Source organism: Streptomyces sp. NBC_01296 (assembly GCF_035984415.1).
Classification (GTDB): Bacteria; Actinomycetota; Actinomycetes; order Streptomycetales; family Streptomycetaceae; genus Streptomyces.
On the sequence record NZ_CP130720.1, the window covers coordinates 1,887,571 to 1,910,717 of the forward strand.

Genomic DNA, 23,147 nt, shown 5'->3' on the forward strand with positions numbered 1-23,147 from the left:
CGGTTCATCGTATCGAACCGCCGAAAGGCCACGTGCCGCATTTTTCGGGGTGGACGTAACGCAAAAGCGAGGGAAGTGACCTCTCCGTCACGGCCCTCGCAGTGCGCCCATGCTACAGCCGGTCCGGATCACCGCGGACCGGTGTCCGGGGTGCGGCCGGGCGGGCCCGCCGCGGCGATCGTCCTGGCTGGTCACACGGCGTACGCCGGTGCATGGCGGGTCGGCTTGGCACCGGCATATGCGTACGCGCGGACTGGGCCCGCGCGCGGTCGAAGTCGGTCACTCGCCGATCATCACCGAACGTAATCTCTCGACGTCTCTCTTCTGCGCCCCCCGGGTGCGCCCGCACTGCCAGGCTGTCCGCGCACAGGGGACGAGGTGAGGTGGAACGGTGAGCGATGGCGGACCAGAGGAGTCCGGTGGGGCCGTGGGACTGCCCAGCCGACGGCGGCGGCCGACGCCCATGAGTCAGTGGGACCCGCCGGCACGCCTGTCGTACTGGGCCTTCCACGCCAACCGGAGGCCCTCGTACATGCGTTTCGCGTACCTGCAGCTGGGCTCCGACACGGCTGCCGAGGACGCGGTGGACGCCACCTTCGACTCGATCATGAACGAGTGGTTACGCATGCTCCACATGGACCGGCTCGACGCGTACGCCTGGACCATCCTCAAGCAACGGCTGGTCGACCGGCAGCAGCGGCGCAGCACCTGGCCCGAACCGATGGACATCAGCGCCTTCGAGGCCGCCCTCAAGGAGGCCCACGCCGACCAGTACGAGGTGCTGACCGACACCATCCGCTTCTACTCCGCCGTGTCCCGGCTCGCCGAGCGCCAGCGCGACGCCGTGCTGCTGCGCTACGGGCTCCAGTGCACCCCCGGCGAGGCCGCCTCCGTGATGGGCGTCGACGAGGCCACCGTCCGCTCGCAGCTCGGCCAGGCCCACCGGCGGCTCGCCCGCATGCTCGACACCTCCGCCGAATCATGAGGCGGCGCGAGGGCAAGGAGGAGCGCGGCGGCGACGCCACCCGCCGCTCCCTGGCCGAGTTCCTGACCCGGGCCGGCGTCCGCGACCGGTACCCGCACTACGACCTGGGCGCGGCCGAGGCGCGGCTGCTGCGCGCCGCCCGGGGGCAGGCCGCCGCGGCGCCCTCCCGGCGCCGGGCGTACGGGTGGAGCGACCCGGCGCGGGACTGCCCGCTCGACTCCGAACAGGCGCGGCGCGACCTGAAGGCCGTCTGCCTGGCCTCCGTGTGCACCCCGAAGGCCGAGGCGCAGCTGACCGCCTTCGTCGACAGCGGGCACACGGATCTGGCGGGGGCGGTCGTCTTCGGCTGCCTGCTGCACCTGGCCGGGCTGCGCGAAGGGGCCCGCTTCTGGTGGCAGTTCGCCGCCGGTTCCGGGCGCGCGCGGACCGCGCCGGCCGCGTACTGCCTCTTCCTCGACCACTCCCGGCGCGGGGAGCACCACGACGCCCGGATCTGGGCGCGCGAGCTGGGCCGGCGCGGCTTCCGGCCGAGCGGCCGGCGGGACCTGCGCGAGGTGCGGCTGTGCGCGCAGGCGACGGTCCTGCGCTACGTCGACCAGCGCGACGATCCCGATCTGGGCCCGGTGCCGCTGCCGAGGCCGGGACTGCCCTCGGCGCTGGACGCGTTCCGGCCGGCGCCCCCGGTGGTGGCGCAGTCCCCGGAGGGGACCCGGCTGGGCGCGGGGCCGCTGCGGCATCCCGCGCTGGCGTCGGCGGCGCGCGACGGCCGCGTCCGGGCCGGGACGAGCGAGGCCCTGGCCCACGCGCGGCGCGCGCTGGCCGTCGTACGGGTCCTCGAGAAGCATCCGCTGGGGGTACGGGCCGGCCAGCTGGGGCGGGAGGCCGGTCTGGCGGAGGCGGAGCTGTGGCCGCTGCTGGCGATGCTGTGCGAGGAGGAGTACGCGTACCGGCCGGGCGCGGGCGTGTACGCGCGCGGGCCCGCCCTCGACCGGCTCGGCGCCCCCGGCGGCAGCGGGCTGGCGGGCCAGCTCCAGCGCACCCTGGCCCTGGCCCGGGACAGTGCGGGCGCCGCGGTGTACCTGAGCCGGTATGCCGAGGGGGAGGTCAGGATCACGCAGATGGCCGACGGGCCGGGGGCGCCGCCGGTGCAGGAGTGGGTGGACTTCAAGGCCGCGGCGCACGCCAGCGCCGTCGGCAAGTGCCTGCTGACCCAGCTCGACCACGACCGCCGCCTCGACCATGTCGCCCGGTACCGGCCGGCCCGGTTCACCCCGCAGACGATCACCGACAGCCGGGTGCTGTTCAGCGCCCTCGACGCGTTGGCCCCGGGCGCCCCGGTCTTCGACCTGCGCGAGTACTCCCCGGGTGTGGTGTGCTCGGCGGTCCCGATCGCGACCGGCGACGCCGCCGGAAGCCTCGCGCTGTCGCTGCCCGCGAACCGTGCCCACCGGCTGCCCGAGGCCACGGAGGCCCTGCGCCGCAAGGCCGTCCCGGTGCTCCTGGCACTGCTCCTGTCGGGTGCGATCCCCCCGGACGCGCCGGCCGCCCCGGCTGCCGCACAGGCCCCGGACGCCGGGGAGGCCCCGACGACCGCTCCCCTCCCCCGTCCGTCGTACGTCACTCCGGAGATCCTGCGCCACCTGCGCAGCCTCTTCCGCACCCCGCTGACCCGGGCCACGCCGTCCCCGGCCGGTCCCCACCTGGTCAGTGACACCGCGGCGGAGGCTGCGTACTTCTTCGACCCCCTCCCGGAATCCGGCCCGCCCCGCCTGGCCCTCCCGCTCACCTTCGCCCCCCTCACCTTCGCCCCCCTCACCCCAGGCAGCCTCCCCCCGTCCGAGGGCCTCCTGATCCTGGGCACCTGACCCGCCCTCACCCGCCCCGCGGGGGTCAGGCGGGGCGGGTGAGGCGGTCCGCGCCGGAGAGGATCGCGGCCGCGAGTGCCTCCGCGGCCGGCGAGCTCCGCCCGCCCCGCAGCAGCGCGAACTCCACCGGGCCCAGCTCCGGCAGCCCCGGCACCCTGACCAGCCCCGGCGGGATCAGCCCCCGCGTGTGCGCCATCACGCCCAGGCCTGCCCGCGCGGCCGCGACCAGCCCGCTCAGGCTGCCGCTCGTGCACGCGATCCGCCACGCCCGCCCGTCCCGCTCGAGCACCTCCAGCGCCCGGGCCCGGGTGATCCCCGGCGGCGGGAAGACGATCAGCGGCACGGGCCGGTCCGGGTCCACCCGCAGCCCCTCCGCGCCGATCCACACCATCCGGTCCCGCCACACCAGCCGGCCCCGCTCGTCCCCCGGGCCGCGCCGCTTCGCCAGGACGAGGTCGAGCCGCCCCGCGTCCAGCCGTTCGTGCAGGGTCCCGGACAGCTCGACGGACAGCTCGAGGTCCACCTCGGGATGCTCGTGGCGGAAGCCCTCGAGGATCTCCGGGAGCCGGGTCAGCACGAAGTCCTCCGACGCCCCGAACCGCAGCCGCCCCCGCAGCCGCGTCCCCGTGAAGTAGGCCGCCGCGCGCTCGTGCGCCTCCAGGATCGTCCGGGCGAAGCCCAGCAGCGCCTCGCCGTCCTCCGTCAGCTCCACGCTGTGCGTGTCCCGGAGGAAGAGCTGCCGCCCCGTCGCCTCCTCGAGCCGCCGTACGTGCTGGCTGACCGTGGACTGCCGGACGCCGAGCCGGCCGGCGGCCTGGGTGAAGCTGAGCGTCTGGGCGACCGTGAGGAAGGTGCGCAACTGGACGGGGTCGTACATGGCGGGCATGGCTCCCATGCTCCCCCACGGCCATCACGAACCGCAATGACAGTAAGTGCAGTATGCAGGTTTCCCGATCACCGGCCCGAGCGCCACGATGAGGAGGCACCCGGGGCCCGCCCCGCCCCCGCCCCGCCACCACCACGACAGCAAGAGAGCCCCGTACATGCGCCGCCCGCAGATACCTTCCCGGCTGCCCCTGGACCCGTACGTCCTGGCCCTCCTCGGCACCGTCGGCCTCGCCGCGCTGCTGCCCGCCCGCGGGCCGGCCGGCACCCTCGCCGAGGGCGCCGCCACCGGGGCCGTGGCCCTGCTCTTCTTCCTCTACGGCGCCCGGCTGTCCACCCGCGAGGCCCTCGACGGCCTGCGCCACTGGCGGCTCCACCTGACCGTGCTGGCCTGTACCTTCGTCCTCTTCCCGCTGCTCGGCCTGGCCGCCCGCGGGCTGGTCCCCACCCTGCTCACGCCCCCGCTCCACAGCGGACTGCTCTTCCTGTGCCTGGTCCCCTCGACCATCCAGTCCTCGATCGCCTTCACCTCGATCGCCCGCGGCAACGTCCCCGCGGCGATCTGCGCGGGCTCGTTCTCCAGCCTCGCCGGCATCTTCCTCACCCCGCTCCTCGCCGCCGGCCTGCTCGGCAACAGCGCGGGCGGGTTCTCCCTCGACTCCCTCGTCAAGATCGTCCTCCAGCTCCTGCTGCCGTTCCTGCTGGGGCAGGTACTGCGGCCCTGGGTCGGCGGTTTCCTGGTCCGGCGGAAGAGGGTCCTCGGATACGTCGACCGCGGCTCGATCCTGCTCGTCGTCTACGCCGCGTTCAGCGCGGGCATGGCCGCCGGGATCTGGCACCAGGTCAGCGTCCCGCGTCTGGCCGTCCTGCTGGCGGTGGAGGCCGTACTGCTCGCCGTCATGCTGCTGGTCAGCTGGTACGGGGCGAAGCGGCTCGGGTTCGGCCGGGCGGACCGGATCGCCATCCAGTTCGCCGGGTCGAAGAAGAGCCTCGCGGCCGGACTGCCCATGGCCAGCGTGCTGTTCGGGGCCCAGGCGAGCCTCGCGGTGCTGCCGCTGATGCTGTTCCACCAGATGCAGCTGATGGTGTGTGCGGTACTGGCGCGCCGACGGGCCCGGGACGCCGGGTCTGCAGCCGACGGCGAACTGCCCGCCGGACATGTGGTGGAGGTCTCCTCCGGAGCCCAACACCCCGCACGGCAGGCCCGGTAACGTGCGGCGGTGACCTGGATTCGCCCGCTCGCCGCCCACGCCGAACGCCCCTGCACCCTCGTGGTCTGCCGCGGCTGCTGCTGCGGGGACCCCCGCAAGAACCCCGGCTCCGACCACGCCGGCCAGCTGGCCCGGCTGCGTGAGGCCGCCGCCGCGTCGGGGGGCCGGCTGGCCGTCCGTACGAGCGACTGCCTCGGGCCGTGCGCGCAGGCCAATGTCATCGTGGTCCAGCCCACCACCGAGGCCCGCCGCAGGGGCGCCCGCGCGACCTGGTTCGGCTGGGCCCTGGACGACACCGCGACCGACGAGGTCATCGCGTGGGCGCAATCCGGCGGCCCGGGCGTCACCCCCGTCCCGGCGACGCTCGACCTCCACCGCATCGACCCGCCCGAGCCCGAGCCCAGGCCGGAAGCGAAGCGCCGCACCCGCCGGGGCCGCTGACCGCAGGGCCGCGCAGGACCCAGGACCGCAGGGCCGGACCGCGGGTCGCGCCCGGGGAACCGCTACAGGATGATCCGTTCCTCGCCCGCGTAGATGTTCATGTTCTGTCCGCGCAGGAAGCCGACCAGGGTCAGGCCCGAGTCCAGCGCCAGGTCCACGGCCAGCGAGGACGGCGCAGAGACGGCGGCCAGGATCGGGATGCCCGCCATCACCGCCTTCTGTGCGAGCTCGAACGAGGCCCGGCCGGACACCAGCAGCACCGCGCCCGCCAGCGGGAGCAGGCCGGCCCGGAAGGCCCGGCCGACGATCTTGTCCACGGCGTTGTGCCGGCCGACGTCCTCCCGCAGGTCCAGCAGCTCGCCCTGCGGGGAGAACAGCCCGGCCGCGTGCAGGCCGCCGGTGCGGTCGAAGACCTTCTGTGCCGCACGCAGCCGGTCCGGCAGCTCGCCGAGGAGCTCCGCGGGAATCCGTACGGTGTCCTCGGCCGCGCTCCGCTGGAGCGGGAAACGGGTCGCCGTGCGGACCGCGTCGAGGCTGGCCTTTCCGCACAGGCCGCAGGAGGACGTGGTGTAGACGTTCCGTTCGAGGGTGATGTCCGGCAGCGGCACCCCGGGCGCGAGCTGCACGTTCACGATGTTGTAGGTGTTCGAGCCGTCCTCCGTCGCCCCCTCGCAGTAGGTCACGGCCCGTACGTCCGACGCGGAGCCGAGCACGCCCTCGCTCACCAGGAAGCCCACCGCCAGCGCGAAATCGTCGCCGGGCGTGCGCATCGTGATGGCGAGCGGTTTGCCGCTCAGCCGTATCTCCAGCGGCTCCTCGGCGACCAGCGTGTCCGGGCGCACCCCGGCCACCCCGTTCCGCACCCGCACGACACGACGGCGCTCGGTGACCCGTCCCATGGTGATCAGCCCGCCCGTTCTGTCCTCGTCGCGCACCTCGTCGTGCAGCTGACGAGCCCATTCTCCCGGATCGCCGTTCCACGGCGCTCCCGGCAGGAAGATCCTCCGGAATCTCCAAATTAAGGGCAGGTAATCCTGTTGGGTCACGTGCACCTGTACCCACCAGTAGCAGGTCAAGCTGGGTGATCCTGACTTCCGTACGAGGGGATACCCCGCCCATGATCGGTTCACGCGTGGTGGCGCTAGGGCACTACCAGCCCGCGAAAGTGATCACCAACGAGGACCTCGCGGCGATGGTCGACACCAACGACGAGTGGATCCGCTCCCGGGTCGGCATCAAGACCCGGCACATGGCGGGCCCCGACGAACCGGTGGACGAGCTGGCCTACCAGGCCGCGGGCAAGGCCCTCGCCGGTGCCGGTCTGTCCCCGGACGACATCGACCTCGTCCTGGTGGCCACCTCCACCGCGATCGACCGTTCGCCCAACATGGCCGCCCGCGTCGCCGCCAAGCTGGGCATGGGCGGCAGCCCGGCCGTCATGGACCTCAACGTGGTCTGTTCGGGCTTCACGCACGCCCTGGCCACCGCCGACCACGCGATCCGGGCCGGCTCGGCCACCCGCGCGCTGGTCATCGGCGCCGACAAGATGACCGAGATCACCGACTGGAGCGACCGCACCACCTGTGTGCTGACCGGCGACGGTGCGGGCGCGGCCGTGGTCGAGGCCTGCGAGGAGCCCGGCATCGGACCGGTCCTGTGGGGCTCGGTCCCGGAGATGGGCCACGCGGTCCGGATCGAGGGCTCGCCGCCGGTCTTCGCCCAGGAGGGCCAGTCCGTCTACCGCTGGACCACCAGCCAGCTCCCGCCGCTGGCCCGCAAGGTGTGCGAGAAGGCCGGGGTCGCTCCCGAGGAGCTGGCCGCCGTCGTGCTGCACCAGGCGAACCTGCGGATCATCGAGCCGCTCGCCGCGAAGATCGGCGCCGTCAACGCGGTCGTCGCCCGCGATGTCGTGGACTCCGGCAACACCTCGGCCGCCAGCATCCCGATGGCGCTCTCGAAGCTGGTCCAGCGCGGTGAGATCCCCACCGGCGCCCCGGTCCTCCTCTTCGGCTTCGGCGGCAACCTCTCGTACGCGGGCCAGGTCATCCGCTGCCCGTAGCGGGGGTCACGGCGGCCGGGGCCCAGCGGGCCTCGGCTCCCAGCACGGCCAGCAGGACGAGGACCAGCGCGAGCAGCTGCCAGAGCCCGGCGGTGGCGCCGGCCAGCGGGACGGTGGCCAGGACGAGCAGCATCCCCGCCGCCCGGAAGCGGGCCGGGCCGATCCCGAGCACGGCCCGGAAGGCCAGGTCGCCTGCCAGGTAGACGGCGACCCCGCCGGCGAGGACGAGCGCCGGGCCGGTGTGCAGGTGCTCGCCCAGGTGCCCGATGGTCTTCTTGACGCCCGCCGCGAAGGCGGCGATCCCGAGCAGCATGGGCAGGAAGGCGTAGTAGTACGCGAGCATCGCCAGCTTGAAACGCTTCTCCGGGGCCGTCTCGGCGAAGACCTCCTCGGCCCGGCCCTCGTCACGGACGAAGTACATCCACCACAGCGCCGACGCGATGGCGAGCGCGAGGAAGGCACCCGCGGCGATCCCCACGGACAGGGGCAGCGAGCCGGTCCCGATGCCGATCGCGATCACGGACTCGCCGAAGACGATGATCAGCAGCAGTCCGTGCCGCTCCACGAGGTGCTCCGCGCTCATGCCGCCGAGCTGGTCGCTGACCGTCGTCACCGCGGACGCGGCCTCGGCCTCGGCGGGCCGCGCCCCGCTCGCCGCCACCCTCTGCACCAGCTGCGGCACGACGAACTGGATCAACAGGGCCAGCATCCACAGGCCCCAGGCGGGCGGCCCGTCGAAGAACCCGGCGGCCAGCACCGACAGCGCGCACAGCAAGTTGGGCAGTGCGAACCAGAGCACTCCGAAGCCGTGGGCCTGCGTGTACAGGGCGCTGTGCACGAGGACGACGAACACGTACCCCAGGCCGAAGGCGACCCCGCCGGCCCCGAAGGCGGTCGGCACCGCCAGCGCGCACACCAGGAACGCCCCCATGGCCAGGATCAGCAGCACCCTGCGCACGGTCCGGTCGGGCGGCACCTGGTTGGTCAGGTGCGCGTAGCCGCCGTACATCCAGAACAGCACGGTGAAGATGACCAGCACCTGGCCCGCGGCCCGGAAGCTGATGTCGTCCGCGAGCAGCACCGTCAGCTGGGTGATGGTGAAGACGAAGACGAGGTCGAAGAAGAGCTCCAACGTGCTGACGCGGTGCGGTGTTTCCATGTGTGTGTCCCCCCGGATGCAGACGTGCGGCGCTCATCCGACCGCCTCGGCGCCCGTGGTGTCCAGCGCGTATCGGCATCCGGATGCGCTTCGGGCCCGTACGACCTGAGATGTATGCGGATCCCGCCCGGTGGAAGGACGCGCCGCCCCCGGGCGCGGGCGGAGGATGAGGAACGCCGCAAGCCAGCCGCCGAGGGAAGCGAAAGCCCCATGATCCGCAGGTCCGTCATCCTGACCACCGCCGCCGTCGTCTCGGCCGTGGGGCTCGCGACCGTGGTCGCGCTCCCGGCCGCGGCCGACTGGTACGGCAACCGCCACCAGGAGGCGGACACGTACGCGACGGGCTCCGAGGCGAAGACGGCACGGGCCTCGGTCCCGCGCTGGCTGGCGGACGACGCGACGTCGGTGCAGTACGCGATGAAGACGACGGGCGGCGACCGCCTGCTGAGGGCGACCCTGCCGGACGACCGGCTCCCGACCGCATGCACGACGGAGCCGCGGCCGCAGGCGCAGGAGGTCCCGCTCGCGCAGGACTGGTTCCCCAAGGACGCCCGGGGCAGGGCCACCGCGCGCTGCGGCCTGTACTACGCCTACATGGACGGCACCACCCTCTACGCGTGGCAGCACAACGACGACTGGCTGAGGGCCGAGCCCGCCGCGGCGGCCCGCTGACCCGCGAGACGCGGAGTCTCGCCGCCCCCTCGGGGACATGCCTGCAGGTCAGCGAGCGGCCCGGGCCCGAATACCTGGTCGGAACCGCCCCGATCCTTTGCTATTGTTGTCCTTGTCGCCGCGGGAAACCGGGGCCGACCACCTGGTCCGGGTGGCGGAATGGCAGACGCGCTAGCTTGAGGTGCTAGTGCCCTTTATCGGGCGTGGGGGTTCAAGTCCCCCCTCGGACACAAAACAAAAACCCCACTTCGGTGGGGTTTTTTGCGTTGGGGGTGCGGTGGCCTCGCGTTGTCCGGCTCGGGCGGCGGGGGCGGATCCGGTTGTGCGGCATCATGGGGCGCCACGGGGTCGGAGGGGAAGCAACGTGTCGCACGACGGGCCGGACAGCAGCATCGTGATCGCCGGGCGCTACCGCCTGGAGAAGCGGTTGGGCAGAGGCGGCATGGGGACCGTCTGGCGGGCCTCCGACGAGCTCCTCGGGCGGCCCGTCGCCGTCAAGGAGCTCCATGTCGACGGGGGTGCGGACGCCAGGGCCGCCCTGCGGGAGGCTCGGACCGTCGCCCAGGTCAGGCATGCGCACGTCGTCGTCGTGCACGACGTCGTGGAGCACGACGGGCGCCCCCACATCGTCATGGAACTCGTCGAGGGCGGCTCGCTGGCCGACCGGCTCGGCACCGAGGGGCCGCTCACCCCCGCCGAGACCGCGCGGACCGGGCTGGCCCTGCTCGGCGCCCTGACCGCGGCGCACGCGCGCGGGGTGCTCCACCGGGACGTCAAGCCGGCCAACGTCCTCATGGAGGCCGGGACGGGGCGGGTGGTGCTCACCGACTTCGGCATCGCGCGGCTCGCCGGGTCCACCACCATCAGCGAGACCGGCGCATTCGTCGGCTCGCCCGAGTACACCTCGCCCGAGCGCATGCAGGGAGCCGTCGCGGGACCCGAATCCGACCTGTGGTCGCTCGGCGTCCTGCTGTGTGCGGCGCTGACCGGCGAGTCGCCCTTCCACCGCGATTCGCTCGGCGGGGTCCTGCATGCCGTCGTGTACGACGAGATCCGGCCGCCGGCGCAGGCGGGGCCGCTGGTTCCGGTCATCCGCGGACTGCTGGAGCGCCTCCCGGAGCGGCGGATGGGGGCGGCGGAGGCCGAGCGGCTGCTGTCGGCCTATGTGAGCACCGGCAAGGTCCCCGTCGTCGCCGACCGGGTACCGCCGCCGAGTCCGGTGACCGCGCCTCCGGCCGGGACCGTATCCGGGGCGGGCGCCGCGGTCGGCTACTCGCCGACCGAGCACGTCCCACAGCCGTCCGCCCCGGCCCGGCGGGCCCGGCCCGCTCTGCGGGCGGGGCTGATCGCCGCCCTGTTCGCCGTCGCGGTCGCCGGCGCCGTGGCCGTCACCTCACAGCTCGGCGACCGGCAGGCGGACGGCGCACGGGAGACGGCGCCCACCGCCACCGCCTCCGGATGGAGCCGGGCCTCCGCCGACGCCAAGCCCGCACAGACCCTCTCTCCGGCGCCGGCCCCCGCCCGTACCGCGCCCCCGTCGGTGCCCGGGCCCGCCAAGCCCGCGCCCGCCGGGTACCGGTCCGTGTCCGACCCGGCGGGCTTCGGCCTCGCCGTACCCGACGGCTTCCAGCGCTCCACCGACGACGAGCGGGTGTTCTACATGTCGCCGGACGGGGCCCTGCGGATCGGCATCAAGGTGAAGCCGGCGGTGTCCGACGGGCCGGTCGCCGTCATGCGGCTCTCGCACGCCAGCGGCCCGGCCACCAACCCCGGCTACCGCGACGGCACGGTCGTCCCGACCACGCACAACGGACTGCCCGCCGCCCTCTGGGAGTTCACCTGGAACGGCTTCACCGCCGCCGAAGGCGCCCGGCACACCTTCGACGTCTGCTGGGACGAGAACGGGCGCATGTACGACGTGTGGGTGTCCGCGCCCGTCGGCCGGCTCGCGGAGGCGCGGAGCCACTTCGACGCGGCGCTGGACTCCTTCGTTCCGGGCGGGTCGGCCGCCGCGAACGGCTGAGCCCGCGCCCCGGCTCCTCCCGTCCGGCGCACGATCGGCGGGGCGCCCGGCGTTTCCGGGCCGCCGCCGCGGGGAGTGTCTCCCCGGACGGCCCTTCCCCGGCTCCCTGGGGAGGTCTTGTGGAGGTCTTCGCACGGTGATCAACCGCGGGGAGCCGTGGGGTAGCGTCGCCGCGCTGCGCGGAGAGGAGCGGGGCATGCGCGAGATCACCGTCCCACCAGTCGTTTTGGCAGCGCCCGTCGGCGGGCTCGCCGACGTCGTGTTCCGGCATGCCCAGGAGGATCCCGGCCGGGTGGTGCTCGGGCGCAAGACCGACGGGATCTGGCGGGACGTGACGTCCGGGGAGCTCGCCACCGAGGTGCTCGCGCTGGCGAAGGGGCTGCTGGCCCAGGGGGTCCGGTTCGGGGAGCGGGTCGCCGTCATGTCCCGGACCCGGTACGAGTGGACCCTGTTCGACTTCGCCCTGTGGGCGATCGGCGCCCAGCCCGTCCCCGTCTACCCGACCTCGTCCGTCGAGCAGGTGCACTGGATCCTGCAGGACTCCGACTGCACCGCCTGCGTCGTCGAGGACGAGGACCAGGCCATGACCGTCGGGTCCGTCATCGAGCGGCTCCCGCACCTGCGGCGGCTGTGGCAGCTCGACACCGGGGCCGTCGAGGCGCTCGTCGCGGACGGCCGCGGGGTCGCCGACGACCTGGTGCACCGGCACCGCGCCGCGGTCACGCCCGACGCCGTCGCCACCGTGATCTACACCTCGGGGACCACCGGGCGCCCCAAGGGCTGCGTGCTCACCCACGGCAATTTCATGTACGAGGCCGACACGATGGTGGCCCGCTGGGAGTCGGTCTTCCAGGCCGGGCCCGGGGAGCAGCCCTCCACGCTGCTGTTCCTGCCGCTCGCCCACGTCTTCGGGCGGATGGTGGAGGTGGCGGCCGTCCGGGCGCGGGTGAAGCTCGGGCACCAGCCGGTGCTGGCGGCCGCCGAATTGCTGCCGGACCTCGCCGCGTTCCGGCCGACGTTCGTGCTGGGCGTCCCGTACGTCTTCGAGAAGGTCTTCGCGGCGGCCCGCCGCAAGGCGGAGGCGGAGGGGCGTACGGGCCCCTTCGACCGGGCGGTCGAGGCGGCCGTACGGTACGCGGAGGCGCGCGAGCAGAAGGCGTTCGGCATCGGGCCTGGCCCCTCGGCCACGCTGCGCATGGAGCACCAGCTCTTCGAGAAGCTGGTGTACGGGAAGGTCCGCGAGGCGATGGGCGGCCGGGTGCGGCACGCGATGTCGGGCGGGTCGGCGATGTCGCGCCGCCTCGGGCTGTTCTTCGACGGGGCCGGGATCACGGTGTTCGAGGGCTACGGTCTGACCGAGTCCTGCGCGGCGGCCACCGCGAATCCGCCGGGCGCGACGAAGTACGGCACGGTGGGCCGGCCGATCCCGGGCAGTACGGTGCACATCGCCGACGACGGGGAGGTCTGGCTGCACGGCGGCCACATCTTCAGCGGGTACCTCAACGACCCCCGCGCCACGGAGGAGGTGCTGCGCGGCGGCTGGCTGGCGACGGGCGATCTGGGCCGGCTGGACGAGGACGGGTACCTCACCATCACCGGGCGCAAGAAGGAGATCCTGGTGACCTCCAACGGCAAGAGCGTCTCGCCGACCGCCCTCGAGGAGCGGGTGCGTTCCCATCCGCTGGTCGCGCAGTGCGTGCTGGTGGGCAACGACCGGCCGTACGTGGCCGCGCTGCTCACGCTGGACATGGAGGGGATAGCGCACTGGCTGTCGATGCGCGGGCGCCCGCAGATGCCCGCCTCGCAGCTGGTCCACGACCCGGATCTGACGGCGGAGGTCCGGCGGGCGGTGGTGGCCGCGAACACGCTGGTCTCGCAGGCCGAGGCGATCCGCACCTTCCGGGTGCTGGCGGAGCAGTTCACGGAGGAGCAGGGTCTGCTGACGCCCTCGTTGAAGCTGAAGCGGCGGGCGATCGAGAAGGCGTACGCGACGGAGGTGGCGGCCCTCTACCAGCCCTGACGGCCCCGCAGAACTCAACTGACGATGCGTCACTTCTCCTTCGTCAGCGATATTGACGATCCGTCAGGTCGCCCACAGAATGCGGGGATTCCGACCGGAGGGGATCCCACACATGTTGCGACCGATCCGCACCCTGGCCGCCGCGGCGGCGGCGCTCGCGCTCGTCTCCGCCTGCAACTCCGCCTCCGACAGCAGCTCCCCCGGCAAGTCCGAGGCCGGCTCCGCCGCCAACTTCCGCGGGGTGACCGACCGGTCGATCAAGGTCGGCGGCATCGTCTCCATGACCAGCGCCAGCGGCTACAGCAAGAAGGACACCGACCTCGGGGCCAAGGCGCGGTACATGAGGGCCAATGCCGAGGGCGGGATCAACGGGCGCACGATCGAGTACCTGGGCGCGGAGGACGACGGCCAGGACCCCGCCAAGAACATGGCCGCCGCCCGCAAGCTCGTCCAGCAGGACAAGGTCTTCGCGATCTCCCCGATGAGCTCGGTCACCTTCTCCGGTGCCGACTTCCTGGAGCAGGAGAAGGTCCCCACCTTCGGCTGGGGCACCCTGCCCGCCTTCTGCGGGCCCAAGTACCTCTACGGGTTCAACGGCTGCCTGGTCCCCTCCCCCGGCGGCACCCTGAACCAGACCTGGCCCGAGGGCATCGCCCAGATCCTCGGCGGGGCCAAGGGCAAGTCGGTCGCGGTCATCGCCAACGACAGCGACGCCGGAAAGTTCGGCATCCGCACCTTCCAGCAGGGCTTCGCGAGCGCCGGGTTCGACGTCGCCTACGCCAAGGCCTCCGTCCCCGCGACGGCGGTGCCGAGCGACTGGTCGGCGTACGTGAAGGAGCTCCTGGAGAGCAACGACGGCAAGGCGCCCGACGCCGTCGTCTCGGTCATGCAGACCCCGAACAACATCGGCCTGTTCACGGCGCTCAAGCGCAGCGGGTACAAGGGGCTGCTCTCCGACCCGACCGACTACGACCCCGGCCTGCTCGCCAAGGACGCCACGAAGCAGGCCCTCGACGGGGTGCACGTCCTGCTCCAGTTCGAGCCCTTCGAGTCGACCAGCCCGGCCATGGCCCGGTTCAAGGCGGACGTCAAGGCCGCCTCCGGTGGCCAGGAAGTGCCCCTGAGCATGCACATGTTGACCGGGTACATGTCGGCGGACCTGTTCGTGTCCATCGCGCAGAAGGCGGGCAAGGACCTCACCGTCGCGCACTTCCAGAACGCCGCCCAGAGCTTCTCCGACACCGGCACCCTCGTCGGCGACCGGGCCGAGCCCAAGGGGCAGAAGGACAGCTTCGGCTGCGGTGCACTGGTCCAGCTGAAGAACGGGGCGTACGAGGTCTCCGTACCGTTCAAATGCCACCCGCCGATCCCCTTCAAGTAGGCGCGGTCCCATGGGAGATCTGCTCGTCTTCGTCCTGAGCGGTCTGGTCTCCGGCGCCCTGTACGCACTGCTCGCCACCGGGCTGGTGCTGTCGTACTCGGCGTCCGGGCTGTTCAACTTCGCGCACGGGGCCACCGCCTACCTGTGCGCGCTGACCTTCTACGAGGTGCACTCCGGGCTGGGGTGGCCGGCCGTCTGGGCCGCCCTGCTGGTGGTGTGCGTACTGGCCCCCGGGCTCGGGTGGGGGCTGGACCGGCTGATGTTCCGGCGGCTGGCGCGGGTCGGCGAGACCGCGCAGATCGTGGCCACGATCGGGCTGCTGGTGGCGCTGCCCGCGGCCGGGCTGTGGGCCGTCGAGCTGCTGGGGGATGCGGGTGCGCCCGTGAAACCCGCGGAGAACCAGTTCGGGCTGCCGGGGGTGGGGCCGAGCCCGGCGAGGTCCTGGCAGCTCACGGAGGGCGTCGGCATCGACTCCGACCAGCTGATCACCTGGGTGGTGACCGCGGTCGTGGCGGTGGCCCTGTGGGTGCTGCTGCGGCATACGCGGCTGGGGCTGCAGCTGCGGGCGGCCGTCGACAACCGCTCCCTGACCGAGCTGCGCGGGATCAGCGCCGACCGGCTGTCGTCGGTGGCCTGGATGATCGCGTCCGCGCTGGCAGGTCTGGCGGGGGTGCTGGCGACGCCGCTGCTGGGGCTGTCGGCGCACGACTTCACCCTGTTCCTGTTCGTTTCGGCGACGGCGGCGGTGCTCGGCCGGTTCGCTTCCGTACCGCTCGCGTTCGCGGGCGGGCTGGGGCTGGGGGTGCTGCAGAACCTGGTGGCCGGGTACGCGTCGTTCGCCGAGGGGATCACCGGGTTCCGGACGGCGGTGCCGTTCCTGATCCTGTTCGGCGGGCTGCTCGTACTGACCCGGCGGGCCCGGACGGCGGGAACCGCGGCGGTGGACGCGGCGCCCGTGGACCATCTGGCGGGGGCCTCGTGGGGGCGGCGGTGGGGGATGTGGGCGGCGCTCGCCGGGGCGCTGTGCGTGGCCTTCTACACCGTGACCACGCCGTTCTGGAGCGGGCTGCTCGCGCAGGGGCTGGCCCTCGGGCTGGTGTTCATGTCCTTCACCGTGGTGACCGGGCTCGGGGCGATGGTGTCGCTGGCCCAGGGCACGTTCGTGACGGGGGCCGCGCTGGTGGCGGGGCTGCTGATGAGCCGGGGCTGGCCGTTCGTGGCGGCGCTGGCGGTGGGGACGTGCGTGGCGGCTGTGCTCGGGGCGCTGGTCGCGCTGCCGGCGCTGCGACTGGGCGGACGGACGCTGGCGCTGGCGACGCTGGCGCTGGCGTTCCTCGCGGACCAGGTGCTGTTCCAGCTGCGGTGGCTGCGCAACGGGGACTCGGGGTGGTCGGTGCCGCGGCCCGTGTTCGGGCCGGTGGACCTGGGGGACGACCGGGCGCTGGGGGTGGCGCTGGTGGTGGTCGTCGCGGTGTGCGCGGCGGGGCTGAGCGCGCTGCGGAACTCGCCGTCGGGGCGGGCGATGCTGGCCGTACGGTCGGCGCCGGCGGCGGCGATGGCCTCGGGGGTGTCCGTACTGCGCACGAAGCTGCTGCTGTTCACGCTGTCGGCGGGGCTGGCCGGGTTCGGGGGCGTGCTGGTGGCGTCGTACAACACCCGGATCACGGCGACGGACTTCACGGCGATGACGGGGCTGGTGTGGCTGGCGGTGGTGGTGGCCGCGGGGGTCCGGCGGCCGCAGTACGCGGTGGTGGCGGGGGTGGTCTTCGCCGTGGCCCCGCGGCTGCTGTCCGACTACCTGACGGAGTCCGCCCACCTGCCGGTGATCCTGTTCGGGCTGGCGGGGTTGGCCCTGGCCAACGATCCGGACGGGTACTGCGCCGCGATCCCGGTGCGGCGGGCCCGGCGGGCGGCCGGAGCCGGGACGGGCGCCACGGCCGGGGCTCACGCCGGGCAGGCTGATTCAGCCTCGCCGGCGTTTGAGGCGCGGGTACGGGCCGAGCCAGGGAAACGGCGAAAGGGCGGGGTGGGGGAAAGCCCCGCAGGGCACGACCCCGCAGGGCCGGCCCTGGAGCTGCGCGGTGTCACCGCCGGCTACGACGGCGGTCTCGTGCTGCACGGGGTCGATCTCGCCGTCCGGAAGGGGGAGATCCTCGCCGTGCTCGGGCCGAACGGGGCCGGGAAGAGCACCGCCTGCCGGGTCGCCGCCGGGCTGGTCGATGCCGTGGGCGGGAGTGTCCGCGTACACGGGCGGGACGTGACCCGCGAGCGGGCCGTACGGCGTGCCCGGAGCGGGGTGCTGCTCGCCCCCGAAGGGCGGGGCATCTTCCCGGCGCTGACCATCGAGGAGAACCTCGCCCTGTACCTGCGCGAGGCGGACGCGCGGACCGCCGTCTACGACCGGTTCCCCCGGCTCGGGGAGCGGCGGGGGGTCCCCGCCGGGGCGCTGTCCGGCGGGGAGCAGCAGATGCTGGCCCTCGCTCCGCTGCTGCAGCGCCCGCCGGAGGTGCTGATCGCCGACGAGCCCTCGCTGGGGCTCGCTCCCCGCGTCGTGGAGGAGGTGTACGCGCTGCTCGCCGAGTTGCGGGACGCCGGCACCGCGCTGCTGCTGGTCGAGGAGAAGGCCGCCGGGATCCTCGGTGTCGCCGACACCGTCGCGTACCTCTCCCGGGGCCGGGTCTCCTGGTGCGGTCCGCGCGCCGAGGTGGAGGCCGACCGGCTCACCGCGGCCTATCTGGGGATGGTGCGATGACGATGCCCTACGTGCTCGAGGGCGCCGGGATCAGCGTCCGGTTCGGCGGGGTGAAGGCGCTCACCGGGGTGGACCTCGGGGTCCGCGCCGGCGAGGTGTGCGGGCTGATCGGGCCGAACGGGGCCGGGAAGACCACGCTGTTCGACGTACTGTCCGGGATCCGGCGGCCCGACCGGGGACGGATGCTGCTCGACGGGGCGGACATCACCCGGCGCTCCCCGGTCTGGCGGGCCCGGCACGGGATGCGCCGGACCTTTCAGCGGCAGCAGCTGTTCGGGCAGCTCAGCGTGGCCGACAACGTACTGGTCGCGCAGGAGTGGCGCGGGGGCGGGGGCGGGATCGCCGCCGACCTCCTCGGCTCCCCGGCCCGGCGCCGCCGGGAGCGGGAGCGGCGGGAGCAGGGCGAGCGGGTGCTCGCCTCCTGCGGGATCGGCGCGCTGGGGGCGGCGTACGCGGGCGGGCTGCCGGTCGGTCAGGCCCGGATGGTCGAGCTGGCCCGCGCGGTGGCCGATCCGCCGCGGGTGCTGCTGCTGGACGAGCCCGCGTCCGGGCTGTCGGCGCCCGAGCGCGAGCAGCTCGCGGCGGTCGTGCGGCGACTGGCCGAGGAGGAGGGCTGTGCGGTGCTGCTGGTGGAGCACGACGTGGCCTTCGTGACGGACCTGTGCACCCGGGTGGTCGTCCTGGACCTCGGCACGGTCCTCGCCGAGGGCGCCCCCGCCGAGATCCGCGGCGATCCGCTCGTCCGGGAGGCCTATCTGGGTACGTCCTGACGGTGTGTCCGGTCCCTCCGGTTCCTGGCGGGAATACGTTGGATGGGTGGCCGGTTGTCGCCCCCCGTACCGATCGACGATCCGAGGGAACAGCCAGACGTGAACCAGGTCCCCAGCATCAAGCTCAACAACGGCACGCTCATGCCCCAGCTCGGCTTCGGCGTCTGGCAGGTCCCGGACGCCGAGGCCGAGCGGGTGGTGGGGGCGGCGCTGCAGGCGGGCTACCGCAGCATCGACACGGCGGCCGTCTACGGCAACGAGCAGGGCACCGGCCGGGGACTGGCCGGTGCCGGGGTGCCGCGCGAGGAGCTGTTCGTCACCACCAAGCTGTGGAACGGGCCGTCACGGACGTGGGACCGGGACGCGGTGCTGCGCGCGTTCGACGACTCCCTGGCCAAGCTGGGCCTCGACCACATCGACCTGTACCTGATCCACTGGCCGCGCCCGATGCGCGAAGGCTTCGTCGCCATCTGGAAGGCCTTCGAGGAGATCGCGGCGAGCGGGCGCGCCCGCGCCGTCGGCGTGTCGAACTTCCGCCCGGCGGACCTGGAGCGGCTCGGCGCCGAGAGCTCCCTGGTCCCGGCCGTCAACCAGATCGAGCTGCACCCGCTGTTCCCGCAGGCCGACCTGCGCGCCCTGCACCGCCGGCTCGGCGTCGCGACCGAGGCCTGGTCCCCGCTCGGCCAGGGCAAGGAGCTGCTGACGCTCCCGGCCGTCGCCGAGGTCGCCGCCAGGCACGGGCGCTCGGCCGCCCAGGTGGTGCTGCGCTGGCACCTGCAGCTCGGGAACATCGTGATCCCGAAGTCCGTGACCCCGGAGCGGATCCGGGAGAACCTGGACCTCTTCGGCTTCGAGCTGGACGCCGCCGACCTCGCCGCGCTGGACGCGCTGGGTACGGGTCCCGCGGCCCGGCGGATCGGGCCGGACCCGGCCGTCTTCGACTACTGAGGGGTGCGGTGTGAGCGTCCCCGACGGGGTGTACCTGGTGCGCAACGCGGCCAGTGGGCTGCTGCTCCAGCTGGAGGGCGGCACGCGGGTGCGGGTGGGGCCCGAGGATCCGGCAGGGCCCCCGGCCGCCCGGCAGTGGCGGATCTCGCCGGTGCACAGCGGCGGCGGGATCGTCCACGTCGTCAGCGTGCACAACGACAAGCGGCTCGATGTCGCGAACGCGTCGACGGAGAGCGGCACCCGGGTCCAGGTGTGGCGGCCGAACGCGTTCGGCGCGCAGGAGTGGATCGTCGAGGAGCACCTCGACGATCCCGGTGTGGTGTCCCTGATCGCCTGCATCAGCGGGCTGCCGCTGGAGGGGGACGAGGAGGGCCGGGCCCGCCAGTCCGAGGACACCGATGCGCCGTCGCAGTGGTGGCGCCTGGAGCCGGTCCTGCCCGGTGCGGGCCGGGGTCAGCCGGAGACGACCACCTCGTAGCTCGCCGCGCGGACGTCTTCGCACACGGCGCGGCAGGCGCCGAAGTGCACCGCGAACTGCGGATCGGCCCGCCAGGCGTCGACGGCGTCGGCATCGCGCCAGGACCCGAAGGAGAGGAAGTGGTGGGGGTCCCCCGCGTCCCGCACCAGCCGGCCGGAAAGGACGCCGTCCGTGGTCTCGTTCGTCCAGTTCAGGAAGTCCGTCCAGCGCGCGATGAACTCGTCGGCCTTGCCTTCCGTGACCTGCCAGCTGGCCGAACTCCAGTACGTGGCGTCGTCGGACATGGTGCACCGCCTCGAGGGTCGCCCCTTCACCAGGCTAGTTGCGTACCCGCCGGTCGCCCGCGGGGACCGGCGGGTAACCTCGCCGGTCCCCCCGGGGCGGCCCGTGCCCGTCAGCTCCGTACGAAGCTCCGCAGCCGGTACGTCGGCTCCGCGCGCGGGGTGTCCTGTCCGGGCAGGAGTTCCAGCCGGTCCGCGAGCTCGCGCGGGGTGGTCCCGCGGGGGCTGACGCGGGAGGCGTACTGCCCGGCCAGCAGTGCGGCGGCGGCCCCGCGCGGGGTGCGGCCCTGGCCGTGGCCCGTGAACCGGGCCTCGCCGTGCGGCCGCAGGCCCGCGCCGGCCGCGTACGCCGTCACGGCCTCGGCGGAATCCGCCGGGGTGGGGGTCAGGTGTGGCGCGAGGAGTTCGTCGATGTCGCTGCCGACGTCGTGTGCGGCGTCCTTGTCCACGGTGGTGACGAACACCCCGCCGGGCCGCAGCACCCGCCCCGCCTCGGCGACCACGGCCGGCGCCGCGCCCGGCTCCCGCAGCAGGTGCAGCAGCCACACCGCGCTCACGGCGTCCAGCGACCCGGAGGGCACCGGCAGCCGTGCCCCGGAGGCGAGCACCACCGGGACCCCGCGGCCCGCCGCCATCGCGGCCATCCCGTACGAGGCGTCGGCGCCCAGGACCCGCAACCCGGGCCGGGACAGCCGGGCGGTGACGATGCCGGTGCCGCAGCCGAGGTCGAGGAGGGTGGCCGCGCCGGCCGGGAGCAGGCCGAGGACCGCCGCGGCGGCGGCCTCGGCGCGCGGGACGCCGCCGCGGGTGGCGTCGTAGGCCCCGGCTTCGGTGTCGTAGTCGAGCAGCGGCTTCGCTATCGGCATCAGCTCGCGCCGTGGGCGGGGGCGAGGGCCTCGAGGCGCTCGGCGAGCGCGAAGTCGGCGCCGGTGACGCAGTCGCCCGCGCTGTGCGTGTTCACGGACACCCGGACCGTGTTGTAGCCGAGGGTCAGGTCGGAGTGGTGGTTCAACTCCTCTTGGACCGAGGCGATGTGGGCGACGAGGGCGCTCGCCGCGAAGTGGGTGCCCAGCCGGTAGGTGCGGATGATCCGGTCGTCCTCGAAGGCCCAGCCGGGGAGTTCCCGCAACCGGTCCTCGATCTCCTTCTGCGAAAGCGGCTCGTCCGCCATCGGCATGCTCCTTCACCGTTCGGGCCCGACTTCTGACGTGGGGTCAAGGTTCCCACAGCGCACGCCGGAGGGAAGGTTTCGCGCCATAGTGCGTGCGGGTGCTTCCGCGCCTTCCGGGTCCACGGTGTCGCCCCTATGCTCCTGCGCCGGACGTGACTGTTACCGCCGGTAATGCACATGCTGCCGGCGACTCCGAAGGGGCTTCCTCATGACGCGCACGGGCAGTTCGAGGCGCACGTTCATCGCGGGCGCGGGGGCGGCGGCCACCGCCGGGGCGCTGGGGGCCTCCGGGGCCCTGGCCGCCCCCGCCGAGGCCCAGGTCCAGTCCCCGGCCCAGGTCCAGTCCCCGGCCCAGGCCCAGTCTCCGGCGCCCGAACCCACCGGCCGTCGCGTCGCCGTCCTCGGCGGCGGGGTCGCCGGGCTCACCGCGGCCCACGAACTCGCCGAGCGCGGCTACGCCGTCACCGTGTACGAGCGCCGCGCGCTCGGCGGCAAGGCCCGCAGCATGGACGTCCCCGACAGCGCCCGCGGCGGGCGCCGGCCGCTGCCCGCCGAGCACGGCTTCCGCTTCATCCCGGGCATCTACCACAACCTGCCCGACACCATGCGGCGCATCCCCTTCCCCGGCAACGCCCACGGCGTGTGGGACAACCTCGTCGCCCCGCCCGAGATGATGTTCGCCCGGGCCGGCGGCCGGGAGGACCTGCGCGCGCCCATCCCCTGGCCCGACCACTCCCCCGCCGAGCTGACGCCCGAAGAGATCCGCCGCGCCCTGACCGGCATCCTGCAGTCGCTGGTCCGACTGCCCCCGCACGAGACCGCGTACTTCGTCGACCGCGTGCTGGTCTTCCTGACCAGCTGCGACGAGCGCCGCACCGAGGTCTGGGAGCACACCCCCTGGTGGGAGTTCGTGCGGGCCGCCCGGATGTCGAACGAGTACCAGCGCATCCTCGCCGTGGGCATCACCCGCAACATCGTCGCGACCAAGGCCGAGGAAGCCTCCACCCGTACCGTCGGCGCCCTGGGCGAGGCCTTCGTCTTCAACGCGCTGGGGCGCGGCGCGGACGGGCCGCCGGACCGGATCCTCAACCTGCCGACCAACGAGGCGTGGATCGACCCGTGGGAGGCCCATCTGCGAGCCCTCGGCGTGGAGTTCAGGATCGGCTGGACGGTGCAGGAGGTGCAGTACGGGAACGGCCGGGTGAGCGGGGTCGCGGTCCTGGACCCGGCGGGGACCCGGCAGACCGTCACCGCCGACCACTACGTCAGCGCGCTGCCGGTCGAGCACGCCCGGCGCACGTGGAGCGCGGGGCTGCGGGCCGCGGATCCGATGCTGGGCCGCTGCGACCGGCTGGAGACCGACTGGATGACCGGCATCCAGTTCTACCTCACCGAGCGCGCACCCCTCGTCCACGGGCACCTCAACTGCATCGACTCGCCCTGGTCGTTGACGGCGATTCAACAGGCCGAGCACTGGCCGGCCCGCGACTTCCCGGCCGACTACGGGGACGGGGTGGCGGTGGACTGCCTGTCGGTGGACATCTCGGACTGGGACAAGCCGGGGATCCTGTACGGGAAGACCGCCAAGCAGTGCACCCGCGAGGAGGTCGCCCGCGAGGTGTGGGCGCAGCTGAAGGCCTCCCTCAACGACACCGGGAAGACGCTGCTTACGGACCGCACCCTGCACTCCTGGTTCCTGGACCCGGGGGTGGACGGGCTCGGCACCCCGCATCCGACCAACCAGGACCAGCTGCTGATCCACCCCACCGGCACCTTCCACAACCGGCCGAGCGCGGACACCCGGGTCCCCAACTTCTTCCTCAGCGGGGACTACGTGGCCGTCGACATCGACCTGGCGACGATGGAGGGCGCCAATGCCTCGGCCCGCGCCGCCGTCAACGCCCTGCTGGAGCGGGACGGTTCGAAGGCGGAGCGGTGTGCGGTCCTGCCGATGTACCGGGCTCCGGAGGTGGAGTCCTTCAAGCGGCACGACCTGTGGCGCCACCGGCTCGGCCTGCGCAACGTCTTCGACCTGGGCTGACCCCC

The 23,147-nt window shown here is 73.6% G+C and carries 19 protein-coding genes, 1 tRNA gene and 1 pseudogene; 15 read left to right on the forward strand and 6 right to left on the reverse strand.

Annotation, left to right across the window (positions count from 1 at the left end; all coding sequences use genetic code 11):
* Positions 1-463 precede the first annotated feature (463 nt).
* Both OG299_RS08870 and OG299_RS42715 read left to right on the forward strand, forming a co-directional pair.
* A complete protein-coding gene (locus tag OG299_RS08870; protein ID WP_266634875.1) occupies positions 464-985 on the forward strand; it encodes an RNA polymerase sigma factor in 522 nt (173 codons plus the stop codon).
* Positions 986-1,779: 794 nt separating this feature from the next.
* Positions 1,780-2,499: pseudogene (locus tag OG299_RS42715) on the forward strand (IclR family transcriptional regulator domain-containing protein); the annotation flags it as partial.
* A 376-nt stretch (positions 2,500-2,875) separates the two neighbouring features.
* Here the strand turns inward: OG299_RS42715 and OG299_RS08880 are convergent.
* Complete coding sequence (locus tag OG299_RS08880) at positions 2,876-3,727, reverse strand: LysR substrate-binding domain-containing protein (RefSeq protein ID WP_266635878.1); 852 nt, start codon at positions 3,725-3,727, stop codon at positions 2,876-2,878.
* Positions 3,728-3,893: 166 nt separating this feature from the next.
* Between OG299_RS08880 and OG299_RS08885 the strand changes: the two genes are divergently transcribed.
* Positions 3,894-4,946: a bile acid:sodium symporter family protein gene (locus OG299_RS08885; protein ID WP_327361153.1), complete on the forward strand. Its 1,053-nt coding sequence runs from the start codon at positions 3,894-3,896 to the stop codon at positions 4,944-4,946.
* Positions 4,947-4,955: 9 nt separating this feature from the next.
* Positions 4,956-5,387, forward strand: coding sequence for a (2Fe-2S) ferredoxin domain-containing protein (locus OG299_RS08890; RefSeq protein ID WP_327361154.1), 432 nt, complete (start codon positions 4,956-4,958; stop codon positions 5,385-5,387).
* 62 nt (positions 5,388-5,449) lie between these two features.
* Here OG299_RS08890 and fdhD read toward each other — a convergent pair whose 3' ends face one another.
* Positions 5,450-6,286 (reverse strand): formate dehydrogenase accessory sulfurtransferase FdhD, encoded by an 837-nt coding sequence (gene fdhD, locus OG299_RS08895; RefSeq protein ID WP_327364485.1) that lies wholly within the window; start codon positions 6,284-6,286, stop codon positions 5,450-5,452.
* A gap of 218 nt (positions 6,287-6,504) precedes the next feature.
* Here fdhD and OG299_RS08900 point away from each other — a divergent pair, with 218 nt between their 5' ends.
* Positions 6,505-7,446, forward strand: coding sequence for a beta-ketoacyl-ACP synthase III (locus OG299_RS08900; protein ID WP_327361155.1), 942 nt, complete (start codon positions 6,505-6,507; stop codon positions 7,444-7,446).
* Here the strand turns inward: OG299_RS08900 and OG299_RS08905 are convergent.
* On the reverse strand, positions 7,430-8,605 hold the full coding sequence (locus OG299_RS08905) for a low temperature requirement protein A (RefSeq protein WP_327361156.1): 1,176 nt from the start codon (positions 8,603-8,605) through the stop codon (positions 7,430-7,432). The two genes, OG299_RS08900 and OG299_RS08905, sit on opposite strands and share 17 nt — an antisense overlap.
* Positions 8,606-8,815: 210 nt before the next feature.
* Here OG299_RS08905 and OG299_RS08910 point away from each other — a divergent pair, with 210 nt between their 5' ends.
* From OG299_RS08910 to OG299_RS08950, 9 genes are all read left to right on the forward strand, one after another.
* Positions 8,816-9,277 carry a hypothetical protein gene (locus tag OG299_RS08910; RefSeq protein WP_266634868.1) on the forward strand — a complete coding sequence of 154 codons (462 nt, stop codon included), beginning with the start codon at positions 8,816-8,818 and terminating at the stop codon, positions 9,275-9,277.
* Between the two features lie 145 nt (positions 9,278-9,422).
* Positions 9,423-9,507 (forward strand) — tRNA-Leu (locus OG299_RS08915).
* A 212-nt stretch (positions 9,508-9,719) separates the two neighbouring features.
* On the forward strand, positions 9,720-11,300 hold the full coding sequence (locus tag OG299_RS08920) for a serine/threonine-protein kinase (RefSeq protein ID WP_442817583.1): 1,581 nt from the start codon (positions 9,720-9,722) through the stop codon (positions 11,298-11,300).
* 196 nt (positions 11,301-11,496) lie between these two features.
* Entirely contained in the window at positions 11,497-13,320 is a 1,824-nt protein-coding gene (locus tag OG299_RS08925; RefSeq protein ID WP_327361158.1) for an AMP-dependent synthetase/ligase, read from the forward strand.
* 112 nt (positions 13,321-13,432) lie between these two features.
* Entirely contained in the window at positions 13,433-14,701 is a 1,269-nt protein-coding gene (locus tag OG299_RS08930; protein WP_266634862.1) for an ABC transporter substrate-binding protein, read from the forward strand.
* A 10-nt stretch (positions 14,702-14,711) separates the two neighbouring features.
* Positions 14,712-17,453 (forward strand): ABC transporter permease subunit, encoded by a 2,742-nt coding sequence (locus tag OG299_RS08935; protein ID WP_327361159.1) that lies wholly within the window; start codon positions 14,712-14,714, stop codon positions 17,451-17,453.
* On the forward strand, positions 17,450-18,223 hold the full coding sequence (locus OG299_RS08940) for an ABC transporter ATP-binding protein (protein ID WP_327361160.1): 774 nt from the start codon (positions 17,450-17,452) through the stop codon (positions 18,221-18,223). Before OG299_RS08935 ends, OG299_RS08940 begins: the two co-directional genes overlap by 4 nt.
* A gap of 99 nt (positions 18,224-18,322) precedes the next feature.
* Complete coding sequence (locus OG299_RS08945; RefSeq protein WP_327361161.1) at positions 18,323-19,171, forward strand: aldo/keto reductase; 849 nt, start codon at positions 18,323-18,325, stop codon at positions 19,169-19,171.
* 10 nt (positions 19,172-19,181) lie between these two features.
* Positions 19,182-19,649: an RICIN domain-containing protein gene (locus tag OG299_RS08950; protein WP_266634854.1), complete on the forward strand. Its 468-nt coding sequence runs from the start codon at positions 19,182-19,184 to the stop codon at positions 19,647-19,649.
* Here OG299_RS08950 and OG299_RS08955 read toward each other — a convergent pair.
* The 3 genes from OG299_RS08955 to OG299_RS08965 form a co-directional block, all read right to left on the reverse strand.
* Entirely contained in the window at positions 19,625-19,933 is a 309-nt protein-coding gene (locus OG299_RS08955; RefSeq protein WP_327361162.1) for an antibiotic biosynthesis monooxygenase family protein, read from the reverse strand. The two genes, OG299_RS08950 and OG299_RS08955, sit on opposite strands and share 25 nt — an antisense overlap.
* A 110-nt stretch (positions 19,934-20,043) precedes the next feature.
* Entirely contained in the window at positions 20,044-20,778 is a 735-nt protein-coding gene (locus tag OG299_RS08960; RefSeq protein WP_327364486.1) for a class I SAM-dependent methyltransferase, read from the reverse strand.
* A 17-nt stretch (positions 20,779-20,795) separates the two neighbouring features.
* The gene (locus OG299_RS08965; protein ID WP_266634850.1) at positions 20,796-21,101 is read right to left on the reverse strand and encodes a 4a-hydroxytetrahydrobiopterin dehydratase; all 306 of its coding nucleotides are present in this window, start codon (positions 21,099-21,101) and stop codon (positions 20,796-20,798) included.
* A gap of 208 nt (positions 21,102-21,309) precedes the next feature.
* On the opposite strand from OG299_RS08965, the gene OG299_RS08970 reads away from it, so the two are divergent.
* On the forward strand, positions 21,310-23,142 hold the full coding sequence (locus tag OG299_RS08970; protein WP_327361163.1) for a hydroxysqualene dehydroxylase: 1,833 nt from the start codon (positions 21,310-21,312) through the stop codon (positions 23,140-23,142).
* The last annotated feature ends 5 nt before the right edge of the window (positions 23,143-23,147 follow it).